This window comes from Cellulomonas fimi, assembly GCF_028583725.1.
Taxonomy (GTDB): domain Bacteria; phylum Actinomycetota; class Actinomycetes; order Actinomycetales; family Cellulomonadaceae; genus Cellulomonas; species Cellulomonas fimi_B.
The window spans coordinates 1,831,933-1,856,544 of record NZ_CP110680.1; the positions used below are offsets into that span (position 1 = coordinate 1,831,933).

Below are 24,612 nucleotides of genomic sequence, written 5' to 3' on the forward strand. Positions count from 1 at the left end.
ACGAGGGGCCTGTAGCTCAGCTGGTCAGAGCGCCGCGCTTACACCGCGGAGGTCGCCGGTTCGAAACCGGCCGGGCCCACCGCACCGCCCCGCACCGACGGCACGTGGCGGCGTCACGCCGCTCGCGGACATACTGGTCTCACCGTTCGTCCGACGGTGGGGGCGCCATGGAGGCGAGGCCGGAAGCAGCAGGCGACGACGCCACGGAGGCGGCTGACCAGGGCGCTGCGCCCGCCGTGCGGGCGGCCCAGGCGCGAGCCCGGTGGGTCCTTCCGGCCGCGTGGAGCTGTCTCGGCGCCCTCGTCGTCGCCCTGGTCGCCCTCGCGGTGTTCCTGCTGTTCAGGATGGACCTCTTAGCGGACGAACCGCTCACGGACGAGAAGATCAAGAGCCTGTGGGCGTTCCTCGGCGTCGCGCTCGGTGCCGCTGCCACCGTCATCGGCGCGCTCCTCACCGACCAGAACAGCAGGCGGTCGGCGACCCTCGCGAAGGAGGCGGAGGAGCGGGCGAAGCGTGCGCTCGACCAGCAGATCGCCCAGGACCACGAGACCGCGACCCGTCTGACGCTGGACACCCGGGCGCGAGTCCTCGAGCTCATCACGTACGAGGGCGACTACGCCCCGAAGGCGCGGGTCGCGGGGGCGCTCGCCACGCTGATGGAGCTGCGTGGAGGGCCGGTCGCCTGCAGGATCCTCGACGAGCTGTGGCGGCGGGACAAGATCGGGACGTCGTCCGCGGTCTGGATCGTCGAGCGCGTGAGTCGCCGGACTCGACGCCCGCCGACAAGGAGGCGGCGGCGGGGATCCTGGCACTCAACGCGACGACGCTGTTCCCGGCCCGGGACAGCGAGAACCAGGACTGGAACGACTGGCCGGACATCGTCCGCGACAGGTGGCCGACGACGCTCCCGCCGGGTGCGCGAGACGGCCTGATGAACATGGCGATCAAGGCGCTCCAGGGTCGCGGGCCGGACTACTGGATGCAGGTGGGCGTCGTCCTCCCCGTCGAGATGCTGCGATGCGTCGTGCGCGACGACGAGGACTTCAGAGCCCCCGCCGCCCATGCGCTGACGCGGATCTACGACGTCCCCGGCTTCCTCACGTACGCGAACGCCGAGGAGGAGGCGTACCTGCGCGCGCAGGCGGACGAGCGTGACACCGCGGGGTGGTTCGAGAAGCTCGTCGACCAGTTCGGTGACTGGCCACCGGAAGCGCACCCGGCCGACCGCAGCGTCGGGTCGGAACCCTCCACGACCGGGAGATGGGGCAACGACGTCCCCGTGCTGCCCTCGGCGCCGAGCGACGGCGGCCCGGCGGTCGCCGTACCCGAGGCGCAGCCGCGCTGATCGTCGGGACGGTCGGCACCCGTCGCGTCATCCCCAGCCGCACGCCAGGTGCACGCCGTGCACGACCGCGGCCACGGGCGACCCCCACAGCTCGGCGAACAGGTCCGCGTCCTGCGGCTCGCGGACGTAGACGGGGGCGCCCCACGCGTCGTCCCACGACTCCGCAGCGACCCCGGCGGGGGCGGGCGGCACGCAGATCACCGGCGTCGCCGGTGCGCCGTAGCCGAGCGACTCGGCGCGTTCTCGTGCCTCGTCGAGGGTCGGGTCGTCGTCGGCGGGTGCGATCGCGAGCCACACGATCGAGGAGGGCTCGGTGGCGGCCATCGCCTCGTCCTCGGGCAGCGCCGTCGGCCACGGCGTGGACGCGGTCGGCGTCGCGGCGCCTCCGGGTGTGTCCGCGGTCGTCGGGGCACCCTCCGTCGCGGCGGTCGGCGCGACCGCGTCGCTGGGAGCGGGCGTCGTGCAGCCGGCGAGCACGAGCGTGACCAGGGCGAACGTCAGCGGCGTCGTGCGGCGCCGGCGGATCGCGCGAGGGGGCATGGGCCGAGGATGGCGCACCGCCTCGCCGGCGAGCGCGCGTGTGCCGCACCGGGACCCGATCGTGACGCGGCCGCGTGCGGGCCGGACGCGAGGCGCACTTGCTACCGTCCGCGGGTGGCCACCACCCGCGTCTCGTCGCTGCACGTCTTCCCCGTGAAGTCGCTGCGCGGCGTCGGCGTCCCGGTGGCAGACGTCGACCCGTGGGGCGTCCGGGGTGACCGGCGGTGGATGGTCGTGACCGCCGACGGCACCGTGCTGACGGCTCGCGAGCACCCGGCGATGCTCGGGGTCCGCGCGACGCCGGACGGCGCGTCGTTGCGGCTCACCGCGGCCGGGGCCGGCGACCTCGTCGTCACCGAGCCCGTGGACGCGGAGCCCGACGTCGTCGTCGGGCTGTCACGCCTCGACCGGGCGACCGCGGCCGGGGCGGAGGCCGACGCGTGGTTGTCCGACGTGCTCGGACGCTCCGTGCGGCTGGTCTGGCTCGACGACCCGCGGCGGCGGTCGGTGAGCGTCCACCACGGGGGGCGCCCCGGCGATGCGCTCAACCTCGCGGACGCCGGTCCGTTGCTGGTCACCACCGAGGCGTCGATGGCGGCGCTGAACGGGTGGATCGCGGACCGGGTGCTGGAGACGGCGGACCCGACGGGGTCGCCGCAGCCGCCCGCGCCCCTGCCGATGGAGCGGTTCCGGCCGAACCTCGTCGTCGGCGGGGACCTGGAGCCGTTCGAGGAGGACCGGTGGGCGGGGCTGCGGGTCGGTCACGTCGAGCTGCGGTTCGCGGAGCGGTGCGACCGGTGCAGCCTCACCACGATCGACCTGGACGCGCTCGTCACGACGAAGGAGCCGATCCGGACGCTCGCGCGGCACCGGCGTGAGGACGGGAAGACGTGGTTCGGCGTGCGGATGGTGCCCGTGCGGACGGGCCGCGTGACGGTCGGCGACCTGGTCACGCCGCTGCGCTGAGGCGGCCCCCGGTGCGCGCACGTGGGCGGCGGCCGCCCGCGTGGCGGGTAGCGTGCGTGACGTGACCGCCCCGCGCCTGGCCGACGTCGTCCGCACGCTCGAGCGCCGCTACCCGCCGGCGACGGCCGAGTCGTGGGACGCGGTCGGGCTGGTCGCGGGCGACCCGGCGCAGGAGGTCCGGCGGGTGCTGCTCGCCGTCGACCCGGTCGCGGACGTCGTCGAGGAGGCCGTCGCCTGGGGCGCGGACCTCGTCGTCACGCACCACCCGCTCCTGCTGCGGCCGGTGCACTCGGTCGCGGCCACGACGTTCAAGGGTGCGCTGCTGCACCGGCTCGTGCGGTCGGGCGTCGCGCTCTACACCGCGCACACCAACGCGGACGCCGCGGTCGGGGGCGTCGCGGACGCGCTGGCCGACGCGCTCGGGCTCGTCGATCGGACGCCGCTGCAGGCCGCGACGGCGGAGCCGCTCGACAAGGTCGTCGCGATGGTGCCCGTCGGCGACGCGGAGGCGCTCGTCGACGCCCTGGCGGCCGCCGGCGCGGGCGCGATCGGCCGGTACGCGCGCTGCGCGTGGACCACGACGGGCGAGGGCACGTTCACCCCGCTCGACGGTGCGGACCCGGCGATCGGCGCGGTCGGCGAGGTCGAGCGGGTCGTCGAGGCACGCGTCGAGATGGTCGCGCCGCGGCGGCTGCGGTCCGCGGTCGTCGCCGCGCTGCGCGCCGCGCACCCGTACGAGGAGCCGGCGTTCGACGTCCTCGAGCTCGCGTCGTGGCCGGGATCGACCGGGATCGGCCGGGTGGGCCGGCTCGCGCGACCGACCACGCTCGCCGCGTTCGCCGCCGACGTCGCCGCCGCGGTCCCGGCCACCGCGCAGGGCGTCCGGTACGCGGGCGACGCCGACGGGCGGGTCGAGCGGGTGGCCGTCGTCGGGGGCTCGGGGGACTCGCTGGTCGACGCCGTCCGTGCCGCGGGCGTCGACGCGTACGTGACCGCGGACCTGCGCCACCACCCGGCGTCCGAGCTGCGCGAGCGGGCCGCGTTCGAGGCGCGCGACGGGCATGCACCGCCGTACCTCGTCGACCTCGCGCACTTCGCGTCCGAGTGGCCGTGGCTCGCGCGCGCGGCCCGTGACCTGGAGACCGACCTGGCCGCCGCGGGCACTACGGTGGAGACCCGGGTCAGCACCCTCAGCACCGACCCCTGGACGGGCCGCGTCGCCGCGCCCGCCCCCCTCCCGCCGGAAGGACACCCGTGACGACTGCCCCCGCGGCGGACCAGCGCCGCCTGCTCGACGTCCAGGAGCTCGACACGCGGCTCGACCAGCTCGCGCACAAGCGCCGGACGCTGCCCGAGCTCGCGCGGCTGCTGGAGCTCGACGCGCAGCTCGCCGACCTGCACACCGCGCTCGTCACGTCGCGCACCGCGGTCGAGGACCTGCGTCGTGAGCTCGCCAAGGCGGAGGCCGACGTCGAGCAGGTGCGCTCGCGCGCGCGGCGCGACCAGCAGCGCCTCGACTCGGGACAGGGCAGCGCGAAGGACCTGCAGGCGCTCACGAGCGAGATCGCGTCGCTCGCCCGACGTCAGGGCGACCTCGAGGAGGTCGAGCTCGAGGTCATGGAGCGGCTGGAGGCGCACGAGGGCGCGCTGACCGAGGTGACGAAGGCGTACGACGCGCTCGTCGCGCAGAAGGAGGCGGTCGAGGCCGACCGCGACGCCGCGTTCCGGACGATCGACGCGGACGCCGAGCGGGTCCGCGGCGAGCGCGCGACGGCGGCCGAGGGCCTCGACGCCGGGCTCGTCACGCTGTACGAGCGGCTGCGGGGCCAGCTCGGCGGGCTGGGCGCCGCGCCGCTGCGCGGTCGTCGCTGCGAGGGGTGCCGGCTCGAGCTCAACCCGCTCGACCTCGACGCGATCCGCTCGAAGGGCGAGGACCAGGTCGTGCGCTGCGAGGAGTGCGGGCGCATCCTCGTGCGCCTGCCCGAGCCGGCCGCCGCGGTCTGATGACCCGTCGGCTCGTCGTCGAGGCCGACGGCGGCTCGCGGGGCAACCCCGGGCCCGCCGGGTACGGCGCCGTCGTGCGGGACGCGGGCACGGGGAAGGTGCTCGCCGAGCGGGCGGACTTCCTCGGGGTCGCGTCGAACAACGTCGCCGAGTACTCCGGCCTGGTCGCCGGGCTGCGGGCGGCGCTCGCGATCGACCCGTCCGCACGGATCGAGGTGCGGATGGACTCGCAGCTCGTCATCGAGCAGATGCGCGGCACGTGGAAGATCAAGCACGCCGACATGCGCCGGCTCGCCGACGAGGTGCACGCGCTCGTCGACCCCGCGGACGTCACCTGGACGTGGGTGCCGCGCGCGCAGAACGGCGCCGCCGACCGGCTGGCGAACCTCGCGATGGACCGTGAGAGTGGGCTGGTGACCGACGACGCCAGCACCGGCCCGCTCACCCCGCCGAGCACCGACCCGGCCGGTTCCGGCACGCAGTCGGCGACCGGCGCGGGGGACCCGGGGTCCGGCCGCGCGCCGCGCCCGTCGGGTGCGGGCGTGCGGTTCGACGAGGAGAAGCCCGTCACCGTCGTGCTCGTGCGGCACGGTCAGACCGCGATGACGGTCTCCCGCGGGTACTCCGGCTCGTCGGAGCCCGGGCCGCCGCTCGACGAGCACGGGCAGCAGCAGGCCCGGGCCGCCGCGGTGCTTGTCGACCGGATCGGGCACGACCTGTGGGGCGACATCGAGTACCCGTCGGAGATCATCGCGTCCCCGATGGTGCGCACGCAGGAGACCGCCGCGATCATCGCGGAGCGGCTGAAGCTCCCCGTCGAGACCGTCGACCTCGTCAAGGAGGCCGACTTCGGCGAGTGGCAGGGCCTCACCGCGGAGCAGATCGAGGAGCGCTGGCCGGGCGAGCTCGAGCCGTGGCACACGCGGGGCGACGTGCGGCCGCCCGGCGGCGAGTCGATCGCCGACGTGGGCGTGCGACTGCAGCAGGTGTTCGACGACCTGCTCGCCGACGGGCGCGGCCGGACCGTCGTCGTCGTGAGCCACGCGGTCGCGATCCGCGCGGCGCTGGGTGTGGCGATGGGTGCGCAGCCCGGGTCGTGGAGCCAGCTGCGTGTGGCACCGGCGTCGGTCAGCATCGTGCGGCTGTTCGCGGACAAGCGGCACGAGATCGCCGTCGTCGGGGTGCCGAGCGAGGGCTGGTAGGCCCGGTCCCGTCGCCGCGGCGCGACGCGTCCGGCGTCAGTGCGTCGCGGCGAGCGCGAGGACCGCGAGGACGACGACCGGGGGAGCGAGCAGCGCGCCCTGCGTCACGATCGTGCGCACGGGGACGTCGAGCATGACCTGACGGCACCGGTGCCACCACAGCACCGTCGCGAGCGATCCCCACGGGGTCAGGAGCGGGCCCGCGCCGGTGCCGATGAGCAGCGCCGCCAGCCGCAGCGGGTCACCGGTCGCGGCGGGCTCGAGCGCCAGGTACGCGGGCAGGTTGTTGACGCCGTTCGACGCGAGCGCGGCGACGCCCCCGACGCGCAGCAGCTCGACGGCCCCGTTGCCGTCGCCCGCGAGGTCGCTCAGCAGCGCGCCGAGGCCGTGCGCGTGCGCCGTCTCGACGGCGACGAACAGCCCGAGCACCACGACGAGCGTCCGCCACGGTACGAGCTGCGAGGGCGGGACGGGCCACGGCCGTCGTCGCACGCGCGTCGCGACGAGCAGGACGACCGCGACGCCGAGTGCGAGCGGGGCCGGAGGAAGCCCGACGACGAAGCCCACGGCCATCAGACCCGTGACACCGGCGGCGAGCAGCAGCAGCGGCCGGTCGGGGGCCGGTGAAGGCTCCTGCGGCTCGTACGTGCCGCCGAGGTGCCGCCGGTCGCGCACCGCCAGGATCGCGACGGTCACGACGATCGCGACCAGCGCGGGCGCCCACATGAGCGGCAGGAACGCAGCGCCAGCGCGCCGGATCGCGTGGTCGGCCAGCAGGTTCGTGAGGTTCGAGACGGGCAGCACGAGCGACGCGGTGTTCGCCAGCGCGAGCACGGCCAGCGCGAACGGCAGGGGAGACGTGCGGGTGTGCCGCGCGAGCGCGATCACGACGGGCGTCAGCAGCACCGCGGTCGTGTCGAGCGACAGCACCGCGGTCGACAGCGTCGCGAGCACGACGACGAGCAGCCACAGCACGACGCGCCGGCCTCCCGCCACGCGAGCGGCGAGCCGCGCGGCCGCGTCGAACAGGCCCGCACCCGCGCCCGTCTCCGCGACGACCGTCAGCGCCGCGAGGAACAGCAGGATCGGCAGCACCCGCTCGGCGAGCGTCCGTGCGTCGTCGGCGGGCAACAACCCCGTCGCCGGCAGCAGCACCACGACCGCGGTGGCCACCGCCCACCACGGGAAGCCCCGGCGGGCGGGTCCGGTCACGCGACGACGAGCGACAGCATGCGCGCACCGCGCGCGGGCGGACCGAGCTCGACCGCGAGCAGCGCGTCGCCCACCAGCTCGGACGCCGCTGCCGCCAGGGCCTCCGCGTCGCGCGGCGGGCGCGCGCGGCGGGTCAGCAGGTGCCGCGTCAGGACGCCCCGCGTGTGCTTCGCGTGGTGCGACACGACCGACCGCACCCCGTCGACCTCGCGCAGGACGCGCACCGCGACCCAGTCCGCCGACCGCGGCGGGTGCCACGCGGCCAGGTACGCCGCCGACCGGCAGTCGACGACGAGCTCGCCGGCGGCGCGTGCGTCCAGCTCCACACCGAGCGGTCCGCGCCACGCCGCCGCAAGGGGTCCGATGCCCGGCAGGTCCGTGCCCATCGAGAGCCGGTACGCGGGGATCGGGTCCTCGGGCGTGACCGCACCCCACAGCCCGGACACCACGCGCACCGACTCGTGCGCGCGCCGACGCGCGGCGGGCGTGAGCGAGTGCAGCCCGGCGGCGCCGTAGAGCACACCCGTGTACACCTGGCGCGCGGCGGCCGTCGGCGCGTCGCGCAGCGCCGTGTTGCGCGCGACCTCGTCCGCGAGGCTCGCGCCCACGCCGAGCACGGCCGCCGCGTCGGGACGCGCGCTCACCTCGGCGAGCGCGTCGAGCACCTTCTCCCGCACCGGCGTGAGCCCCGGCGACGACAGGGCGCCGAGGTCGAGCGCCGGCCCCCGGGCAGGCGACGTCTTGGCCTCCGAGGGCGGCAGCAGCACGAGCACGCCCCGACTGTAGGCTCCGCGAGCCGACCCGGCCGCATCAGCGCCGGGCGTGTGCCGGAGGGGGTCGGGCGATGGCGCAGGTCAAGGTGTACGGGCGGCGCGACGTGTGGTCCACGCGACGTCACGAGGTGTCCGACGCGATCCACGCCGCGCTCGTCGGCGCCTGGGGCCTCCCCGAGGACAAGCGGTTCCACCGCTTCCTGCTCCTCGACGCCGACGACCTCGTCGCACCCCGCTCGCCCGCCTACCTCGTCGTCGAGATCGTCTGCTTCACCGGCCGCAGCCGCGCCGCTCGCCGCGCGCTGATCGCCGCGTTCTTCGACTCGGTCGGGCCCGCACTGGGCCTCGACCCCGACGACCTCGAGGTCGTCATCGTCGAGAGCCCGCCCGAGAACTGGGGCATCCGCGGCCGCAGCGGCGACGAGCTCGACCTGCCCTACCGCGTGGACGTCTGACCCCGGCTCGCGGCTTCGGCGGTGTGACCAGCGGGTAGACTCGGCCGCGCGGATGAGTCAGTCAGGCGGCCGCGTCAGGCCCTCGGGCCTGCCGAGGAACGTCCGGGCTCCGCAGGGCAGGGTGGTGGGTAACGCCCACCCGGGGTGACCCGCGGGACAGTGCCACAGAGAACAGACCGCCGGCACCGCGTCGTGGAGATACGGCGCGGGCGCCGGTCAGGGTGAAACGGTGGTGTAAGAGACCACCAGCGCACCGGGTGACCGGTGCGGCTCGGTAAACCCCACCCGGAGCAAGGTCAGACAGGGAGCGTTCGAGGGCGGCCCGCCCGAGCTCCCGGGTAGACCGCTGGAGGCGTGCGGCAACGTACGTCGTAGAGGGATGGTCGCCACCCGTGCCGGGGCAACCGGGCACGGGGACAGAACCCGGCGTATCGACTGACTCATCCGCATCCCGGTCGCTGGCCGCAGGATGCTCGGCGCGGGGGCGACAGGCTCGCTCGGCCCCGGCCTGGCCTGTCTTCCGGAGCGGTGCCCAAGTCCCTGGGCTCGGTCAGCGCGAACGCCTCTGGCATCCGCCGGAGCGGACGGCCCTTCCCGAGCCCGTCGCGCTGAGAGCGTACCGAGGCCGCGGGAGACGCCGCGACGAGGGCGGGTGGCCGACTCGTCGAGGGTGCGGCGTGCGGACCGGACCACCTACGTCAGCCTGGCACCGGGCGGCGTGGAGACGTCCTCGTGCGTTCAGCCCGGGCGGTCGCGTCGCAGACCGTCGAACGAGCGGGCCCGACGTCTCGGCTCGGCTCCAGCATCACTGACCGTGCGCATCCGGCACCGTGGCGGATGCCCGGTGCTGTCAGCAGGTCGCGAACTGGGCGCTGTTCCGGTCGCGGGTTGCCGCGGGTGATCGGAGGATGAGCACCAGACCTCTCCGGAGAAGTCGGAGCGGTCGCGCACGCCCGTCACCTGGACGGCAGAGTCGCCGAGGGGGACCACATGGCCACGATCCACGTCTCACCCGATCCCGCACCGAGCGCGCCGGTCGTCTCGGCGTCGGTGCTCCGAGACGTCTCGGAGACATTCCCGACCGCCGACGCGGTCACACAAGCGGTCCGTCTGCATGACGAGGCGTGCGAGGTGCACGAGCGTGCGGCCATCTTCTTCGACGAGCTCGCCGCGGCGGGCACCGAGCGTCGCGACTACTACCTCGGCCGTGCTGCCCGTCATCGGGTCCTCGCCGCGCAGGAGCAGGAGGCCGCCGCGCGGCAGAAGAGCAGGTCGCCGCTCGCCTTCTAGGTCACCGCTCGCAGGTCACCCCCTCCCGCCGCGCGGGAAGGTTCGGCTCGTGGCCGAGCTGGCGGCCGCCTCGATCGCGGGGTCGGGGTGACGACCGGAGGTCCGCCCGTCGACCTCGCGGGACGGTGGATGAACGTGTCGGCGCGATGTCCGTTTCGGCTAACTTCGCCCCCATGTCGAACCGCGCATGGGGGCACGGCCGCGCCACGACGGTCGTCGCGGCACTCGCCGCCGTACTGACCTCGATCACGCTGAGCGCGTGCTCTCAGGACCCTCCGTCCGACGACGGCCGCACTGGCGCCCAGGAGACGCCGACGCCGACCTCGGCGCCGAGCCCGACGCCGACGATGACGCCGGTCCCGCCCGGCACGATCGCGGCGCTGCCGGACGGGGTGAAGCCGACTCGCCCGGCCGAACTCGACGGGCCCCCGTCGCTCGACGCCGCGAAGGCCATCGCGCCGTACTACCTGCAACTCATGGCGTACGCCGAGAACACCAACGACATCGCCGAGCTCGAGTCCTTGAGTCACCCGGACTGCGTCTTCTGTGCGTCCACGATCGACGGCGTACGGGAGCTGTCGTCGATCGGAGGCCACGGGGTCGGCGGGGGCGTGTCGATCAGAGATGTCAGCGGGACCGCGGTCGACCCGCGCAACTGGTTCTCGCTCGACCTCGTCCTCCATCAGGGCCCGGCCCAGAACGTCGACAAGAACGGTGTCGTCATCAAGGACTACCCCGGCTCCGCGGACTACGACGTCGAGATCATCGTGGTCCATCAAGAGGGACGTTGGCTGATCCGCGGGGTCTCCTACGAGCGGCGGGGCGCATGATCGCAGTTGTCGGAGCGCTCGCGGTGCTGAGCACGCTGACGTTCAGTGTGGACGACGGTGCAACCCAGGATCGCCGGCAAGTTCCAGGACGACAACGCGGTGCTCGACGCTGCGGCCGGAGAGTCGCGGTACCAAGAATCGGTCGTCGAGGATCCGCGCATGCAGTTGGTGCGGTACATGCGGGCGCCGATGTGCAACGTGCCCACCGGTGGGCATCCCGAGCCCGGTCGTCCCGCGGACGGTGCACCTGAGAACGCGGGACAGTTGCGGGAGTGCGGTGCCTCGAACCAGACGGCGCCGATCCCGACGTGTGTCGACGGTCCGGCGCTGCTGCCGTTGTGGTCGCAGACCCGTCAGGCGCCGACCCAGTCGTGGCTTGGCATCCCGTGGGAGTTTGCGCTCGGGTACACCTGCCCGGAAGACGCGGTGCCGACGTTGACCGAGGCGGACTTCCGGCGGCTGCCGATCGCGCCGCCGGTTCTGCGGCTGCAGCCCGACCGGGGGTGGGTGCTGGTCAACAAGGAGACGATCGTGATGACGGACCGGCCGAGCAGACGTTCCGTACCGAGCTGCTCGGGCGGGGGATCGACGTCGTCGCAGCACCCGCCTCCTATCGGTACGACTTCGGCGACGGGTCACGAGACCTCGTCACGACCAGCCCGGGGCACGAGTGGCCGGACCACGACACGTACCACCTCTACGACATGGTCGGCACGGTGCAGGTCACGCTCACCACGACCTGGAAGGGCAAGTACCGGGTCGACGGTACGACGGTCTGGCGCGACGTCGTCGGCACTGCGGCAACCTCGACCACGAGCGCACCGTTCGTCGTCGAGGAACGTCGCTCCCGCCTCGTCGACGACCTGTGCACCGACATTCCCACGCCCGACGACTGCTGAAGCGAGGGCGAAGGCGTGCCCACCGGTGACGACCGCACGAGGGTCGCTCTTCGACACCTCGCGTCGTCGTCAAGGCGCAGGTCGGTCGAGCGGACCGTCGCCAGGTCGCCCCGGTCACCGGTGCGCACCGGGTGGCACCCGCCTGTTGGCAGGTCTGGGCGGTGTCAGGCGTCAGAGCCTGCCGCCTCAGCCGCCGCGAGCTGGCTCGGGGTGCTGCGCAGGAGGCAGAACTCGTTGCCCTCGGGGTCGGCGAGGACGTGCCACGGGACGTCGCCCTGGCCGACGTCGACGGGCGTCGCGCCCAGTGCGAGCAGGCGGGCGAGCTCGGTGGCCTGGTCCGAGCCGTCGGGCGGGCGCACGTCCGGGTGGAGCCGGTTCTTGACGGTCTTGCCCTCGGGGACCTCGATGAAGAGCCAGTTCGTCGCAGACCCGTCGGAGGGGGCGATCTCGATCTCGACCGGGCCGTCGTCGTCCTCGGGTTCGTCGAGCACGTCCCAGCCGAGCGCGTCGGCCCACCAGCGGGCGAGCGCGACGGGGTCGTGGCAGTCGATCGTGAGCTGGGACACGTGGAGGGGCACACCGCGACGGTAGGGGGATCGGGTCGGGGTCGCGCGTCGAGGAGCGGCCGGGGGTCGCGAGCAGCGTCAGATCGTGCGGCCGGGGTCGATGCGGACGACGCCCGCGTCGAGGTCGACGGGCGGTGCCGCATCCTCCGCGTGCTGGATGTCGAGGCGCTGCCGGTCCTGCTCCTGTGTCAGGTACTCGCGGTTGGGCTGGAAGACGTCGACGAGGCCGCCGAACATCCCGGACGCGGCGGACCCGGACGGGACGCGGGTGCGGGGACGGCGACGGTCGAAGACGCCGCGCGCGACGAGGCGGTCGACCACGACGAGCACGCCGACCACGCCCGCGACGGCCCACAGCCACTCCATCGGGCCATGGTCGCACGCGCCTCAGCGGTGCAGGGCGGCGAGCTGCGCGGCGTGGGCGTCGGCGACCCACGGGTCCGCGAGGCGCGGGTCGTCGGACCGGCCCGTGACCAGGTCGTCGAGGTAGGTGCGGTCGGCGTCGAGTCGCCGGTCGAGCTCGTCGCGGTCGCCGGGGGAGCCGTGCCCGGGGACGACGACGGAGACGCCGAACTGCTCGACGGCCGCGGCGAGCAGTTCGAGACCGTCGCGGTAGTCGCCCACGGGGTCGGCCGACGCGTCGTCGAGGAGCGGCACCTCGCGGTCGGACAGCATGTCGCCGCAGAGCAGGACGCCCGCGTGGACGACGACGAGCGCGCCGTGGTCCGGTGCGTGCGCGGCGTGCGGCACGACGGCGACCTCCGGTCCGGGCCAGTCCAGCCGGTCGGTGCCGGGCGCGTGCGGGAACGGCACGGGCGGCACCGGGACGACGTCGGCCGGGGCGTCCTGCGGGTGGGCGGCGAGCACGGCCGCGAGGGCGGCGTCGTCGTCCCGCTCGCGCGACCGTTCCTCGACCCAGCGCGACTCGTGCGCCACCGGGCCGCCGGCCCGCCACCGCGGCAGGCCGCGCACGCCGTGGCCGTCGAGCACGTGGTCCCAGTGCCCGTGCGTCGACCAGACGGCGACGGGCCGCCACCCGCGGCGCACGACGGCAGCACCGAGGCCGGCGACCTCGCCCGCGGTGACGCCGGGGTCGACGACGAGCGTCGTGCCGTCGTCACCCACGACGAGGCTCGACGTCGTCGCGTACACCGCGCTCGTCGCCACGTGGACGCCGGCGGCGACCTCGACGAGCGGGCGCGGGCGCGTCGTCAGTGCGCCTTCGCCGCGAGGGCAGCGGCGCCCACGATGCCCGCCGCGTTGCGCAGCTCGGCGGGGATGATCCGGGTGCGGATGTCCAGCAGCGGCAGGAACTGCTCGTGGTGCTTGCTGACACCACCGCCGACGACGATGAGGTCGGGCCAGAACAGGTTCTCGACGACCGTGAAGTACCGCTGGAGCCGCTGCGACCAGGAGGCCCAGTCGAGGTTCTCGCGGTCGCGCGCGGAGTCGGCGGCGCGGGACTCGGCGTCGAACCCGTCGATCTCGAGGTGCCCGAGCTCGGTGTTCGGGACGAGGCGGCCGTCGACGATGAGCGCGGACCCGATGCCGGTGCCGAGCGTGACGACGAGCACGACGCCGTCGACGTCCTTCGCGGCGCCGTACTTGACCTCGGCGAACCCGGCGGCGTCGGCGTCGTTCACGGCGACGACCTTCCGGCCGGTCGCGGCCCCCACGGCGGTCTCGACGTTGGTGCCGATCCACGACTTGTCGACGTTCGCGGCGGACTGCGCGACGCCGTGCAGGATCACCGCGGGGAACGTGACCCCGATCGGGACGTCCTTGTCGAGGTCGAACTTCGCGACGACCTCCGCGACGGTCTGCGACACCGCGTCGGGCGTCGCGGGCAGCGGCGTCGGGATGCGCACGCGATCCGCGGCGAACTCGCCCGCGTGCAGGTCGACGGGCGCGCCCTTGATGCCGCTGCCGCCGATGTCGATGCCGAACGCGACGTCGTGCTTCTTCTTGTGCTTGTCGTGGCTCATGGCAGTGTCAGGATCTCCGCTCCGGTGTCGGTGACCAGCAGGGTGTGCTCGAACTGCGCGCTGCGGCGGCCGTCGGCCGTCACGACGGTCCAGTCGTCGTCCCACAGGACCCAGTCGGGCGTCCCGAGGTTGAGCATCGGCTCGATCGTGAAGACCATGCCCGGCTCGATGACGGTGTCGTACAGCGGCGCGGCGTCGTAGTGCGGGATGACGAGGCCGGTGTGGAACGCGGGGCCGACGCCGTGGCCGGTGTAGTCGCGCACGACGCCGTACCCGAACCGTGCGGCGTACTTCTCGATGACGCGGCCGATGACGTTGACCTCGCGGCCCGGCTTCACGGCCTTGATCGCCCGCTCGAGCGACTCGCGCGTGCGCTCGACCAGGAGGCGCGACTCCTCGTCGACGTCGCCCGCGAGGAACGTCGCGTTGTTGTCGCCGTGCACGCCACCGATGTAGGCGGTGACGTCGACGTTCACGAGGTCGCCGTCCTCGACGACCGTGGAGTCGGGGATGCCGTGGCAGATGACCTCGTTGACGGACGTGCAGAGCGACTTCGGGAAGCCGCGGTAGCCCAGCGTCGAGGGGTAGGCGCCGTGGTCGAGCAGGAACTCGTGCCCGATCGCGTCGAGCGCGTCGGTCGTGACGCCGGGCTCGACGTGCCGACCGACCTCCGCGAGAGCCTGCGCGGCGAGACGCGCCGCGACGCGGACCCGCTCGACGGTCTCGTCGTCGAGGACGTTGCTCCCACGCCACGGCGCGGGGCCCGGCTTGCCGACGTACTCGGGGCGGGCGATGGTCGAGGGAACGGCGCGGCGAGGGCTCACCGTGCCCGGGACCAGGGCGGATCGTGGCGCGTGCACGGGCGGCATACCTGGCAGTCTACGGACAGCACGAGGGGGCGGCCCGGCCGGGACAGGTCGTGGGCGGCGACGCGGAGGGAGCGGACGATGGCGACGGAGTACTGGTACAACACCGAGACCCACGCGGTCGAGGAGGGGCGCCAGAGCGACTGGAGCAGGCTCATGGGCCCGTACGCGACGCGCGAGGAGGCCGAGCACGCGCTCGAGCGGGCGCGCGAGCGGACCGAGAGCTGGGACGAGGAGGACCGGCGGAGCCGCTGACGCGGACGCCGGAGACCGTGCTCGGCGCAAGCCGCCGCGGCCCCGTGCGGTCCGGCGCGACGACGTGCGTCAGCGTGGCGCGAGCCGGGCCACGACCGGGCGGTGGTCGCTGCCTCCGGTCGCGGGCAGCACCTCAAAGCTCGTCACGCGCCAGCGGTGACCGTCGACCAGCACGTGGTCGATGGGCGCGGCGAGCAGCGTCGGCGCGGCGGCCGGCCACGTCCCGCGGGCTCCCGCCCCGGCGGCGCGGGCGGCGTCGACGCACGGACCGAGCGACCGTAGCCCGGGGTGGTCGAGGGTCGCGTTGAGGTCGCCCGCGACGATCGCGCCCGGCGTCCCCGCGCACGTCCGGGCGACGAGGGCGGTCTCGTCGCGCCACGTCGGCATGGCCGACCGCGCGATCGGTGCGAGGGGGTGCGCGGCCACGAGCACCGGACCGTCGCCCGCGGGGTCGGCGCGCAACGAGCCGAGCCGGGTCGGCAGCGGCTCCGCGGCGGCGTAGCGGCCGACGTCGGGGGAGACGAGCAGCGCGGTCCCGGCGATCGTGCTCACGTGGCCGGGGACGGCGAGCGCCTGGTAGGGGCGGCCACGGTCGGCGAGCAGGGCGGCGACCTCGCGCGCGGTCGTCTCCGACGTCTCCGGGAGGACGACGACGTCGGCGTCGTGCCGGTCGACGAGGTCCGCCAGCGCGGGGGCCCGGACGACGTCGAGCGTGTTGAACGACAGCACCACGACGGCGTCGTCGGACCCCGCAGTCGGCGCCGCGGCGGACGTGGCAGCGGCGGGGAGCGGGACCGAGCGCCACGCGAGCACGCCCAGCTGTCCCGCGGCGCCCACGGCCAGCACCACGACGACGGGCAGCAGCCGGCGGCGCGTCCAGGGCACGGCCACGAGCAGGACCGCACCGGCGAGCGTCGCGAGGCCGACGACCGCCCGGAACGCGACGAGCTGGGCGATGCCGAACAGCCCGCCGCCCACGGGCACGACGAGGACGCCGAGCACGACGGCCGCGAGTCCGGCGAGCACCCAGGCGGCGACCCGCGCGGGCGTCACGCGTCGAACTGGTGCGCCGCGTCGGGGAACGTGCCGCCGCGGACCTCGTCGATGTACGACGTCGCGGCTGCCTTGAGCGCCGCCCCGACCTCGCCGAACCGCTTGGCGAACCGCGGCGACCACTCCGTCATGCCGGCCATGTCGACCCACACGAGCACCTGGCCGTCGCACTGCGGGCCCGCGCCGATACCGATGGTCGGGACGGGCACGATCTCGGTGATGCGCGCCGCGAGCGGCGCGGGCACCATCTCCAGCACCAGTGCGACGACGCCCGCCTCGGCGATCGCGACGGCGTCCTCGGACAGCCTCTCGGCGGCGACGTCGCCGCGGCCCTGCACGCGCGGTCCGCCGAGCAGGTTCTCCGACTGCGGCGTGTACCCGAGGTGCCCGACGACGGGGATGCCCGCGTCGGTCAGCGCCCGGATCTGCGGCACGACGCGCTTGCCGCCCTCGAGCTTGACCGCGTCGACGCCGGTCTCCTTCATGAGCCGCACGCCCGTGGCGAGCGCCTGCTCCGGACCGGCCTCGTAGGAGCCGAACGGGAAGTCGACGACGACGAACGCGCGCTGCGCAGCCCGCGCGACGGCCCGTGCCGGCGGGATCAGGTCGTCCACGGTGACGGGGAGCGTCGTCGCGTGCCCGTGCATCGTGTTCCCGATCGAGTCGCCGACGAGCAGCATGTCGACGCCCGCGTCGTCGAAGATCGCCGCGGTGACCGCGTCGTAGGCGGTCAGCATCGACAGCCGCTCGCCGCGCTCCTTCGCCTGGCGCAGGTGGTGCACGCGCACGCGCTTCACGTTCTGGGTCATGAGGATGTGCTCCTGGGGTGCGATCGGGTCACGAGGGTCACGAGGGTCGCGGTGGGGTGAGGCCTCAGGGCTCGCGCCACCGCGACGTCACGGGCAGGCGGCGGTCGCGCCCGAACGCGAGCGCCGTCACCTTGGGGCCGAGGGGGTACTGCCGGCGCTTCCACTCGGCGCGGTCGACGAGCGTGACGACCTTGTCGACGACGGCCGGGTCGAACCCGCGGGCCAGCAGCTCGGCACGGCCCTCGGCGTGCTCGACGTACGCGTCGAGCACCTCGTCGAGCAGGTCGTACGGCGGCAGCGAGTCCTGGTCGAGCTGGCCCGGGCGCAGCTCGGCGGACGGCGGCTTGGTGATCGACGACTCCGGGATCGGGGGCGTCTCGCCGCGCGCGACGGCGTAGGCGTTGCGCCAGCGGGCCAGCGCCCACACGCGGGACTTGTCGACGTCCTTGAGCGGCGCGAACCCGCCGATGCTGCCCGCGTCGTAGATCGTCGCGTAGCCCGTCGCGAGCTCCGACTTGTTGCCGGGCGCGATGACGAGGTGGCCCTCGCGGTTCGAGATCGCCATGAGCAGCACGCCGCGCACGCGCGCCTGCAGGTTCTCCTCCGCGACGCCGGTGAGCGCGAGGTGCTCCTGGAACGCCTCGACGACCGACGCGATGGGCTGCACGCGGTAGTCGGCACCGATCCGTCGGGCGAGGTCGGCCGCGTCGTCCTTGCTGTGGTCCGAGGAGAACGCCGACGGCATGGACACGCCGACGACGTGCTCGCCCCCGATCGCGTCGGCCGCGATCGCCGCGGTCAGCGCCGAGTCGATCCCGCCCGACACGCCGAGGAGCACCGACCGGAACCCGTTCTTGCGGACGTACCCCGCGAGCCCGGTGACGATCGCCCGGTAGACCTCCTCGTCGGGCTCCAGCGGCGCGGCGAGCTCGCCGGCCTCCGGGGCGGCGCCGGGCTCGGGAAGGTCCCAGACCAGCAGGTGCTCGACGAACTGCGGCGCGCTCGCGAGCACGGTCCCGTCGACGCCGACCACGAACGAGCCCCCGTCGAACACGAGGTCGTCCTGACCCCCGACGAGGTTGACGTACGCGACGGGCGCGTCGACCTCGCGCGCGCGCCGGGCGGCGAGCTCGACGCGGACGTGCCCCTTGCCCTCCTCGTACGGCGAGCCGTTCAGCACGACGAGCAGGTCGACGTCGTTCTCGTCCATCTGCGCGACCGGGCCGCCGTCCTGCCAGATGTCCTCGCAGATGACGACGCCGACGCGCGCGTCCGCGACGTCGACCACGCACGTCTCGTCACCGGGGGCGAAGATGCGGAACTCGTCGAACACGCCGTAGTTCGGCAGGTGGTGCTTGTCGTACCGCGTCTGCACCTTGCCGTGCCGCAGCAGCACCGCCTGGTTGGTGGGGAGCCCGCGGTCGTCCGGGGCGGCCGCGTCGCCCGCGCCGTGCTCGCCGACCGTGCCCACGAGCACCGCGAGCTCGCCGAGCCCCGCGCCGACGAGGTCCGCGGCGGTCCGCTCGAGCGCGGCCTCGGCACCGCGCCGGAACGACGCGCGCAGCGCGAGGTCCTCGATCGGGTAGCCGGTGAGGGTCATCTCGGGGAACACGACGAGGTCCGCACCCGCGTCCGCGGCCTTGCGCGCCCACGTGACGACGGCGGCGGCGTTGCCGTCGACGTCCCCGACGCACGTGTCGATCTGGGCCAGGGCGATACGCGGCCTCGTCATGGCATCGAGCCTAGTCACCGCCACGACGACCGCCCGCCACGTCGCACGGTCGATGGCGGCCGGACGGGCCCGGCATCGGGCAGGATGTACGCCATGGACAGGCAGCAGGAGTTCGTGCTCCGCACGGTCGAGGAGCGGGACATCCGCTTCATCCGCCTCTGGTTCACCGACGTGCTCGGGATCCTCAAGTCCGTCGCGGTCGCGCCGGCCGAGCTCGAGAACGCGTTCTCCGAGGGGATCGGCTTCGACGGCAGCGCGATCGAGGGCCTCACGCGCGTGTACGAGGCCGACATGATCGCGCGCCCCGACCCGTCGACGTTCCAGGTGCTGCCCTGGCGCGGTGAGCGGCACGGCACCGCCCGCATGTTCTGCGACCTGCTGACGCCCGACGGCGCCCCGTCGCTCGCGGACTCCCGCCACGTCCTCAAGCGCGCGCTGTCCCGCGCGAGCGACCAGGGGTTCACCTTCTACACGCACCCCGAGGTCGAGTTCTACCTGTTCGAGGCCCCGGCGGACCCGGCGCAGGCGCTCGTCCCCGTGGACCAGGGCGGCTACTTCGACCACGTGCCGCGCGGTACCGCGCACGACTTCCGCCGCGCCGCGATCACGATGCTCGAGTCCATGGGCATCTCGGTCGAGTTCTCGCACCACGAGGCCGGCCCGGGCCAGAACGAGATCGACCTGCGCTACGCCGACGCGCTGACGACGGCCGACAACATCATGACGTTCCGCACGGTCGTCAAGGAGGTCGCGCTCGAGCAGGGCGTCTTCGCGTCGTTCATGCCCAAGCCGCTCGCCGACCAGCCGGGCTCGGGCATGCACACGCACCTGTCGCTGTTCGAGGGCGACCGCAACGCGTTCCACGAGCCGGGCGGCCACCTCGAGCTGTCGAAGACCGCGCGCTCGTTCATCGCGGGCCTGCTCACGCACGCCGCCGAGATCACCGCCGTGACGAACCAGTTCGTCAACTCCTACAAGCGCCTGTGGGGCGGTGCCGAGGCGCCGAGCTACGTGTGCTGGGGCCACAACAACCGCTCCGCGCTCGTGCGCGTCCCGCTCTACAAGCCGGGCAAGGGCAACTCGAGCCGCATCGAGTACCGCTCGGTCGACTCCGCGACCAACCCCTACCTGGCGTTCGCGGTCATCCTCGCCGCGGGCCTCAAGGGCATCGAGCAGGGCTACGAGCTGCCCGAGGGCGCCGAGGACGACGTGTGGGAGCTCACGGACGCCGAGCGTCGCGCGCTCGGCATCGACCCGCTGCCGCAGTCGCTCGACGCCGCGATCGCCGTGATGGAGAAGTCCGAGCTCGTCGCCGAGACGCTCGGCGAGCACGTCTTCGACTACTTCCTGCGCAACAAGCGCCAGGAGTGGGAGGAGTACCGGGCACAGGTCACGCCGTACGAGCTGCGGCGGTTCCTGCCGGTCCTGTGACGGGGCGCGTGGACGTGCGCGCCGACGCGAGGCGGTCGTCGTGACGGTCGACGGGCGGGGCGGCAGCCTCGCGGGACGGCTCACGCGCGCGGGCGTCGGCGACGTGGCGCGCGCGCAGCGGCTGCTCGAGGACGCCGCGCTGCAGGAGGTCGTGCCCGGTGCGGCGGACGTCCTCGCGGGCGAGCTGCGCGAGCTCGCCGACCCCGACCAGGCCCTGCTGACCCTCGCGAAGCTCGCCGGGGCCGTCCGCGGCGACGCCGTGCTCGGCGGTCTCCTGCGGGACGTCGTGCTCGACGGCGGGACGCCCCGCGACCGGCTCCTCGGGGTCGCGGGCGCGTCGGTGGCGCTCGGGGACACGCTCGTCGCGCACCCCGAGAACCTCCGGGTGCTGGTCGACGACGAGCCCGCGCTGGGCGTGCCCGTCGGCGACGTGCGCGCCGAGCTGCTGCGCGCGGTCGGCGCGGACCCGGACGCCGCGGTGCCCGTCGCGGGCGCGTCCGGCGGCACCGACGCCCTGCGCCGCGCGTACCGGACCCGGCTGCTGCGCATCGCCGCCGCCGACGTGACCGCGACCGACCCGCTGTCGCGGCTTCCGGGCGTCGCCGCCGCGCTCGCGGACCTCGCGGCCGCCGCGCTGGAGGGTGCGCTCGCGGTGGCGCGCGCCGACCTCGACGACCACGGCGCGGGCGTGCGGCTCGCCGTCATCGGCATGGGCAAGACGGGCGGGCGCGAGCTCAACTACGTGAGCGACGTCGACGTCATCTACGTGGCCGAGCCCGTCGAGGGCGTGGACGAGTCCGAGGCGCTCGCCACGGGCGCACGGCTGGCCGCCGGGCTCGCGCGCGTCTGCTCGGTCCCGTCGGGGGAGCCCGCGCTGTGGCCGGTCGACGCGGCGCTGCGGCCCGAGGGCAAGGACGGCCCGCTCGTGCGCACGCTCGCGAGCCACCGCACGTACTACGAGCGGTGGGCCAAGACGTGGGAGTTCCAGGCGCTGCTCAAGGCGCGGCCGCTCGCGGGCGACGCGGCGCTGGGCCGCGAGTACGCCGCGATGGTGCAGCCGTTCGTGTGGGCCGCCGTGCAGCGGGAGAACTTCGTCGAGGACGCGCAGGCGATGCGCCGCCGCGTCGAGCAGCACGTGCCCGCGGCCGAGGCGGACCGCCAGCTCAAGCTCGGCGTCGGCGGGCTGCGCGACGTGGAGTTCACGGTGCAGCTCCTGCAGCTCGTGCACGGCCGAGCCGACGACTCGATCCGCAGCCCCAGCACGCTCACGGCGCTCGCGGCGCTCGCCGCGGGCGGGTACGTCGGCCGCGAGCACGCGGCGCGCCTCGCGGTCTGCTACCGGTGGCTGCGGCTGGTCGAGCACCGGATCCAGATGCACCGGCTGAGCCGCACGCACCTGCTGCCGACCTCCGACCCCGACCTCCAGCGGCTCGCGCGGTCCGTGGGTCTGCGGGTCGAGGGTGCGCAGGGTCTGCTGGAGCGCTGGCGGTCGGTGCGCCGCGACGTGCGCCACCTGCACGAGGAGCTCTTCTACCGGCCGCTGCTGCCCGCGACGGCGCAGCTCTCCACGGAGGAGGCGAGCCTCGCCCCCGACGCGGCCCGTGCGCGTCTCGCGGCGATCGGGTACCGCGACCCGGCCGGCGCGCTGCGTCACATCGGCGCGCTCACGGAGGGCGTCTCGCGGCGGGCCGCGATCCAGCGGCAGCTCCTGCCGGTCATGCTCGGCTGGTTCGCGGACGGCGCCGACCCGGACGGCGGCCTGCTCGCGTTCCGCCGGCTGTCCGACGAGCTCGGCACGACGCACTGGTACCTCAAGGCCTGCTGCGGGACTCGGGCACGGTGGCGCAGCGGCTCGCGCACGTCCTGTCGACGTCGCGGTACGTCGCGGACGCGCTGTCCCGTTCCCCGGAGTCGGTGACGTGGCTCGCCGACGACGTCGAGCTCGAGCCCCGCACGGCCGAACGGCTCGCGGCCGAGGCGGACGCGGTCCTGACCCGCGCGCACGAACCGGTGCCCGCGGTCCTCGCCCTGCGCGGGCTGCGCCGGCGCGAGCTCGCGCGCACGGCCGCGGCCGACGTGCTCGACGTGGTCACGAGCGTGCGGGCGTCACGCAGCCTGACCCTGGCGGCCGACGTCGTGCTGTCCGGGACGCTCCGCGTCGCGGAGTGGGAGGCGCGGGTCGCGCTCGGCCTGGACGAGAACCCGACCCGGATGCTGGTCGTCGCGATGGGCCGGCTCGGCGGCGCCGAGATGGGCTACTCGTCGGACGCGGACGTGCTGTTCGTGCACGACCCGCTGCCCGGCGCGGACCCGACCGTGGCGCAGGAGTTCGCGCTGTCGGTCGCCACGCAGGTCCGGTCGCTGCTCGGCTCGGTGGGGCCCGAGCCGACGCTCGCGGTCGACGCCGACCTGCGACCCGAGGGCCGCAACGGACCGCTCGTGCGGTCGTTCGACGCCTACGCCGAGTACTACGGCCGGTGGTCGTCGCCGTGGGAGAGCCAGGCGCTGCTGCGCGCGCGGCCGGTTGCGGGCGACACGGAGCTCGGCGAGCGCTTCGTCGCGCTCATCGCGCCGCTGCGCTACCCGGCGGGAGGACTCGACGCCGCGACCGTGCGGGAGGTGCGGCGGATCAAGGCGCGCGTGGAGGCCGAGAGGCTCCCGCGCGGCGTCGACCCGGCCCGGCACCTCAAGCTCGGCCGCGGCGGGATCGCCGACGTCGAGTGGACCGCCCAGCTCCTGCAGCTGCAGCACGCGCACGAGGTGCCGGGGCTGCGCACGACGTCGACACTGGACGCGCTCGCGGCCGCCCGGGAGGCCGGCCTGCTCACCGAGGACGACACGCGCGTGCTGGTCGACGCGTGGGAGCTCGCGTCACGGCTGCGCGACGCGAACGTGCTGTGGACCGGTCGTGCCGAGGGCGCGCACGCCGACGTCCTGCCGCACGACCGGCGCGCGCTCGGCGGCGTCGCCCGCGTCGCGGGGTACCCGGCCGGCGGCGGCGCGGACCTGGAGGAGGACTACCTGCGGACCGCGCGTCGTGCGCGTGCGGTCGTCGAGCGCGTGTTCTACGGCTGACGGACCTCGACCCCGTCCGCGTCGGCGTCGCCGTCGGGCGGGGCGACGGGCGGCGTGACGGACGACGGCGACTCCTCGTCGACGTCGTGCCAGCCCCGCGCGCGCAGCGCCTGCGCGTCCTCCTCGAGGATCGCGCTGTCGACGAGCTCGTGCCGGCGGATGTACGTCGACGACACCGCCTGGATCGTGGCCGCGACGGGCAGCGCGAGGAACGCCCCGATGGGGCCGAACACGGCGCCGAACGCGATGACGGCGAGGAACGACACGGCGGGGTTGAGCTCGAGCGACCGGGCGGAGACCTTGGGGGAGAAGATCAGGTTCTCCACCTGCTGGTACGCGATGATGAATGCGAGCACCGCGACGCCCTTGATCGGGTCGACGGCGAGCGCGACGGCCACGGGGAGCGCACCGCCGATGTACGTGCCGACGGTCGGCACGAACTGCGAGACGACGCCCGTGAACGCGGCGAGCGGCAGCGAGTACGGGATGCCGAGGATCACCAGGAAGATCCAGGTGAACGCCGTGCAGAGCGCCGCGAGGACGATCCGCGAGTTGATGAAGTCGGCGACCTTCTCCTGCGAGACCTCCCACAGCCGCTGCACCTCGCGCTGGCGGTTCGGCGCGAACAGCCGCAGCACGGCGGCGCGGAACTTCGGCCCCGCGCTCGCCATGTAGTAGACGACGAGGAGGATCGACGTGAGCGTGAACAGGCCGCCGACGATGGACGCGCCGACGCCGATGATGCCCGGTGCGAGGGACTGCCAGTTGTCGCCGACGTTGGCGATGACCTCGTCGGACTCGGGCAGCTCGACGCCGAACGACGTGTCGAGCCAGGTCTTCAGCTGCTCGTAGTAGGTCGGCAGGGACTCGACGAGCTCGACCACCTGCGCGACGAACAGGCCGCCGAACAGCGCTGTGATGACGAGGATGACGAGGATGCCGCCGACCATCACGATGCCGGTCGCGCGGGTCCGCCGGATCCGGTGCGCGACGAGCCAGCGGATCAGCGGCTCCATCGCGAGGGACACGAACCACGAGATCACGACGATCGTGATGACCGAACCCAGCAGCGACAGCGCGCGCCAGGTGAGCAGCCCGAGGAAGACGGCGACCCCGGCCATGAGGAGCGCGCGCGGGAGCCAGGCCGGCGGCTTGCGGGGGTCGCGGGCGACCGCGTCGTGAGCGGGGACGGGCGGTCTGGGCATCGGTCCCTCCAGGGACGACGAGCACGTGGCGTGCGGCCGACGATCGCGCGTGGAGCGCTCGGGGGGCACCGTACCGCGCCAGGGGTCGCGCGCTGACCTGCGACGCTGCCATGCTCAGC

The 24,612-nt window shown here is 74.4% G+C and carries 24 protein-coding genes, 1 tRNA gene, 1 other RNA gene and 1 pseudogene; 15 read left to right on the plus strand and 12 right to left on the minus strand.

Annotated features, from left to right (window positions below):
• Window positions 1–5 precede the first annotated feature (5 nt).
• The 3 genes from OOT42_RS08365 (at window position 6) to OOT42_RS08375 (ending at window position 1,345) form a co-directional block, all read left to right on the plus strand.
• Window positions 6–79, plus strand: a tRNA-Val gene (locus OOT42_RS08365).
• A 247-nt stretch (window positions 80–326) separates the two neighbouring features.
• Window positions 327–932 (plus strand): hypothetical protein, encoded by a 606-nt coding sequence (locus OOT42_RS08370; protein ID WP_273654409.1) that lies wholly within the window; start codon window positions 327–329, stop codon window positions 930–932.
• Window positions 932–1,345, plus strand: coding sequence for a hypothetical protein (locus OOT42_RS08375; RefSeq protein WP_273654410.1), 414 nt, complete (start codon window positions 932–934; stop codon window positions 1,343–1,345). The genes OOT42_RS08370 and OOT42_RS08375 overlap by 1 nt, the downstream gene beginning before the upstream one ends.
• Window positions 1,346–1,372: 27 nt before the next feature.
• Here the strand turns inward: OOT42_RS08375 and OOT42_RS08380 are convergent, their stop codons facing one another.
• Entirely contained in the window at window positions 1,373–1,885 is a 513-nt protein-coding gene (locus tag OOT42_RS08380) for a hypothetical protein (protein ID WP_273654411.1), read from the minus strand.
• A gap of 114 nt (window positions 1,886–1,999) precedes the next feature.
• Between OOT42_RS08380 and OOT42_RS08385 the strand changes: the two genes are divergently transcribed.
• The 4 genes from OOT42_RS08385 to OOT42_RS08400 all read left to right on the plus strand — a co-directional run bounded on the left by OOT42_RS08385 (window position 2,000) and on the right by OOT42_RS08400 (window position 6,057).
• Window positions 2,000–2,851: an MOSC domain-containing protein gene (locus OOT42_RS08385; protein WP_273654412.1), complete on the plus strand. Its 852-nt coding sequence runs from the start codon at window positions 2,000–2,002 to the stop codon at window positions 2,849–2,851.
• A 61-nt stretch (window positions 2,852–2,912) separates the two neighbouring features.
• The gene (locus OOT42_RS08390; RefSeq protein WP_273654413.1) at window positions 2,913–4,109 is read left to right on the plus strand and encodes a Nif3-like dinuclear metal center hexameric protein; all 1,197 of its coding nucleotides are present in this window, start codon (window positions 2,913–2,915) and stop codon (window positions 4,107–4,109) included.
• Window positions 4,106–4,855 (plus strand): zinc ribbon domain-containing protein, encoded by a 750-nt coding sequence (locus OOT42_RS08395; protein ID WP_273654414.1) that lies wholly within the window; start codon window positions 4,106–4,108, stop codon window positions 4,853–4,855. Before OOT42_RS08390 ends, OOT42_RS08395 begins: the two co-directional genes overlap by 4 nt.
• Entirely contained in the window at window positions 4,855–6,057 is a 1,203-nt protein-coding gene (locus tag OOT42_RS08400; protein ID WP_273654415.1) for a bifunctional RNase H/acid phosphatase, read from the plus strand. Before OOT42_RS08395 ends, OOT42_RS08400 begins: the two co-directional genes overlap by 1 nt.
• Before the next feature lie 36 nt (window positions 6,058–6,093).
• Here OOT42_RS08400 and OOT42_RS08405 read toward each other — a convergent pair whose 3' ends face one another.
• Together OOT42_RS08405 and OOT42_RS08410 are read right to left on the minus strand one after the other, a co-directional pair.
• Window positions 6,094–7,269, minus strand: a complete 1,176-nt coding sequence (locus OOT42_RS08405) for an SLC13 family permease (protein WP_273654416.1) — start codon at window positions 7,267–7,269, stop codon at window positions 6,094–6,096.
• On the minus strand, window positions 7,266–8,042 hold the full coding sequence (locus OOT42_RS08410) for a YaaA family protein (protein WP_273654417.1): 777 nt from the start codon (window positions 8,040–8,042) through the stop codon (window positions 7,266–7,268). Before OOT42_RS08410 ends, OOT42_RS08405 begins: the two co-directional genes overlap by 4 nt.
• Before the next feature lie 71 nt (window positions 8,043–8,113).
• Between OOT42_RS08410 and OOT42_RS08415 the strand changes: the two genes are divergently transcribed.
• The 5 genes from OOT42_RS08415 (at window position 8,114) to OOT42_RS08435 (ending at window position 11,516) form a co-directional block, all read left to right on the plus strand.
• Window positions 8,114–8,497 carry a tautomerase family protein gene (locus OOT42_RS08415; protein WP_273654418.1) on the plus strand — a complete coding sequence of 128 codons (384 nt, stop codon included), beginning with the start codon at window positions 8,114–8,116 and terminating at the stop codon, window positions 8,495–8,497.
• Window positions 8,498–8,550: 53 nt separating this feature from the next.
• Window positions 8,551–8,944: RNase P RNA component class A (rnpB, locus tag OOT42_RS08420), an RNA gene on the plus strand.
• Window positions 8,945–9,487: 543 nt separating this feature from the next.
• Window positions 9,488–9,787 carry a hypothetical protein gene (locus OOT42_RS08425; RefSeq protein ID WP_273654419.1) on the plus strand — a complete coding sequence of 100 codons (300 nt, stop codon included), beginning with the start codon at window positions 9,488–9,490 and terminating at the stop codon, window positions 9,785–9,787.
• A gap of 173 nt (window positions 9,788–9,960) precedes the next feature.
• Window positions 9,961–10,617 carry a DUF6318 family protein gene (locus tag OOT42_RS08430; protein WP_273654420.1) on the plus strand — a complete coding sequence of 219 codons (657 nt, stop codon included), beginning with the start codon at window positions 9,961–9,963 and terminating at the stop codon, window positions 10,615–10,617.
• A 503-nt stretch (window positions 10,618–11,120) separates the two neighbouring features.
• Entirely contained in the window at window positions 11,121–11,516 is a 396-nt protein-coding gene (locus OOT42_RS08435) for a hypothetical protein (RefSeq protein WP_273654421.1), read from the plus strand.
• 164 nt (window positions 11,517–11,680) lie between these two features.
• Here OOT42_RS08435 and OOT42_RS08440 read toward each other — a convergent pair whose 3' ends face one another.
• From OOT42_RS08440 to map, 5 genes are all read right to left on the minus strand, one after another.
• Entirely contained in the window at window positions 11,681–12,094 is a 414-nt protein-coding gene (locus OOT42_RS08440; RefSeq protein WP_273654422.1) for a VOC family protein, read from the minus strand.
• 66 nt (window positions 12,095–12,160) lie between these two features.
• The gene (locus OOT42_RS08445) at window positions 12,161–12,448 is read right to left on the minus strand and encodes a DUF6191 domain-containing protein (protein ID WP_273654423.1); all 288 of its coding nucleotides are present in this window, start codon (window positions 12,446–12,448) and stop codon (window positions 12,161–12,163) included.
• A gap of 21 nt (window positions 12,449–12,469) precedes the next feature.
• Window positions 12,470–13,249, minus strand: a complete 780-nt coding sequence (locus OOT42_RS08450) for an MBL fold metallo-hydrolase (RefSeq protein WP_273654424.1) — start codon at window positions 13,247–13,249, stop codon at window positions 12,470–12,472.
• 44 nt (window positions 13,250–13,293) lie between these two features.
• A complete protein-coding gene (gene ppgK / locus OOT42_RS08455; protein WP_273654425.1) occupies window positions 13,294–14,067 on the minus strand; it encodes a polyphosphate--glucose phosphotransferase in 774 nt (257 codons plus the stop codon).
• Window positions 14,064–14,936: a type I methionyl aminopeptidase gene (gene map, locus OOT42_RS08460; RefSeq protein ID WP_273654426.1), complete on the minus strand. Its 873-nt coding sequence runs from the start codon at window positions 14,934–14,936 to the stop codon at window positions 14,064–14,066. The genes ppgK and map overlap by 4 nt, the downstream gene beginning before the upstream one ends.
• A gap of 78 nt (window positions 14,937–15,014) precedes the next feature.
• On the opposite strand from map, the gene OOT42_RS08465 reads away from it, so the two are divergent.
• The gene (locus OOT42_RS08465) at window positions 15,015–15,188 is read left to right on the plus strand and encodes an SPOR domain-containing protein (RefSeq protein ID WP_273654427.1); all 174 of its coding nucleotides are present in this window, start codon (window positions 15,015–15,017) and stop codon (window positions 15,186–15,188) included.
• Between the two features lie 69 nt (window positions 15,189–15,257).
• Here the strand turns inward: OOT42_RS08465 and OOT42_RS08470 are convergent, their stop codons facing one another.
• The 3 genes from OOT42_RS08470 to OOT42_RS08480 all read right to left on the minus strand — a co-directional run bounded on the left by OOT42_RS08470 (window position 15,258) and on the right by OOT42_RS08480 (window position 18,782).
• A complete protein-coding gene (locus tag OOT42_RS08470; RefSeq protein ID WP_273654428.1) occupies window positions 15,258–16,241 on the minus strand; it encodes an endonuclease/exonuclease/phosphatase family protein in 984 nt (327 codons plus the stop codon).
• Window positions 16,238–17,050, minus strand: a complete 813-nt coding sequence (gene panB, locus OOT42_RS08475; RefSeq protein ID WP_273654429.1) for a 3-methyl-2-oxobutanoate hydroxymethyltransferase — start codon at window positions 17,048–17,050, stop codon at window positions 16,238–16,240. Before panB ends, OOT42_RS08470 begins: the two co-directional genes overlap by 4 nt.
• A gap of 64 nt (window positions 17,051–17,114) precedes the next feature.
• Window positions 17,115–18,782: an NAD+ synthase gene (locus OOT42_RS08480; protein ID WP_273654430.1), complete on the minus strand. Its 1,668-nt coding sequence runs from the start codon at window positions 18,780–18,782 to the stop codon at window positions 17,115–17,117.
• Window positions 18,783–18,875: 93 nt separating this feature from the next.
• Here OOT42_RS08480 and OOT42_RS08485 point away from each other — a divergent pair, with 93 nt between their 5' ends.
• Window positions 18,876–20,213, plus strand: a complete 1,338-nt coding sequence (locus OOT42_RS08485; protein ID WP_273654431.1) for a glutamine synthetase family protein — start codon at window positions 18,876–18,878, stop codon at window positions 20,211–20,213.
• A gap of 40 nt (window positions 20,214–20,253) precedes the next feature.
• Window positions 20,254–23,288, plus strand: a pseudogene (locus OOT42_RS08490) (bifunctional [glutamine synthetase] adenylyltransferase/[glutamine synthetase]-adenylyl-L-tyrosine phosphorylase).
• Here the strand turns inward: OOT42_RS08490 and OOT42_RS08495 are convergent.
• Complete coding sequence (locus OOT42_RS08495; RefSeq protein WP_273654432.1) at window positions 23,279–24,493, minus strand: AI-2E family transporter; 1,215 nt, start codon at window positions 24,491–24,493, stop codon at window positions 23,279–23,281. The pseudogene OOT42_RS08490 and the gene OOT42_RS08495 sit on opposite strands and share 10 nt — an antisense overlap.
• Window positions 24,494–24,612 lie beyond the last annotated feature (119 nt).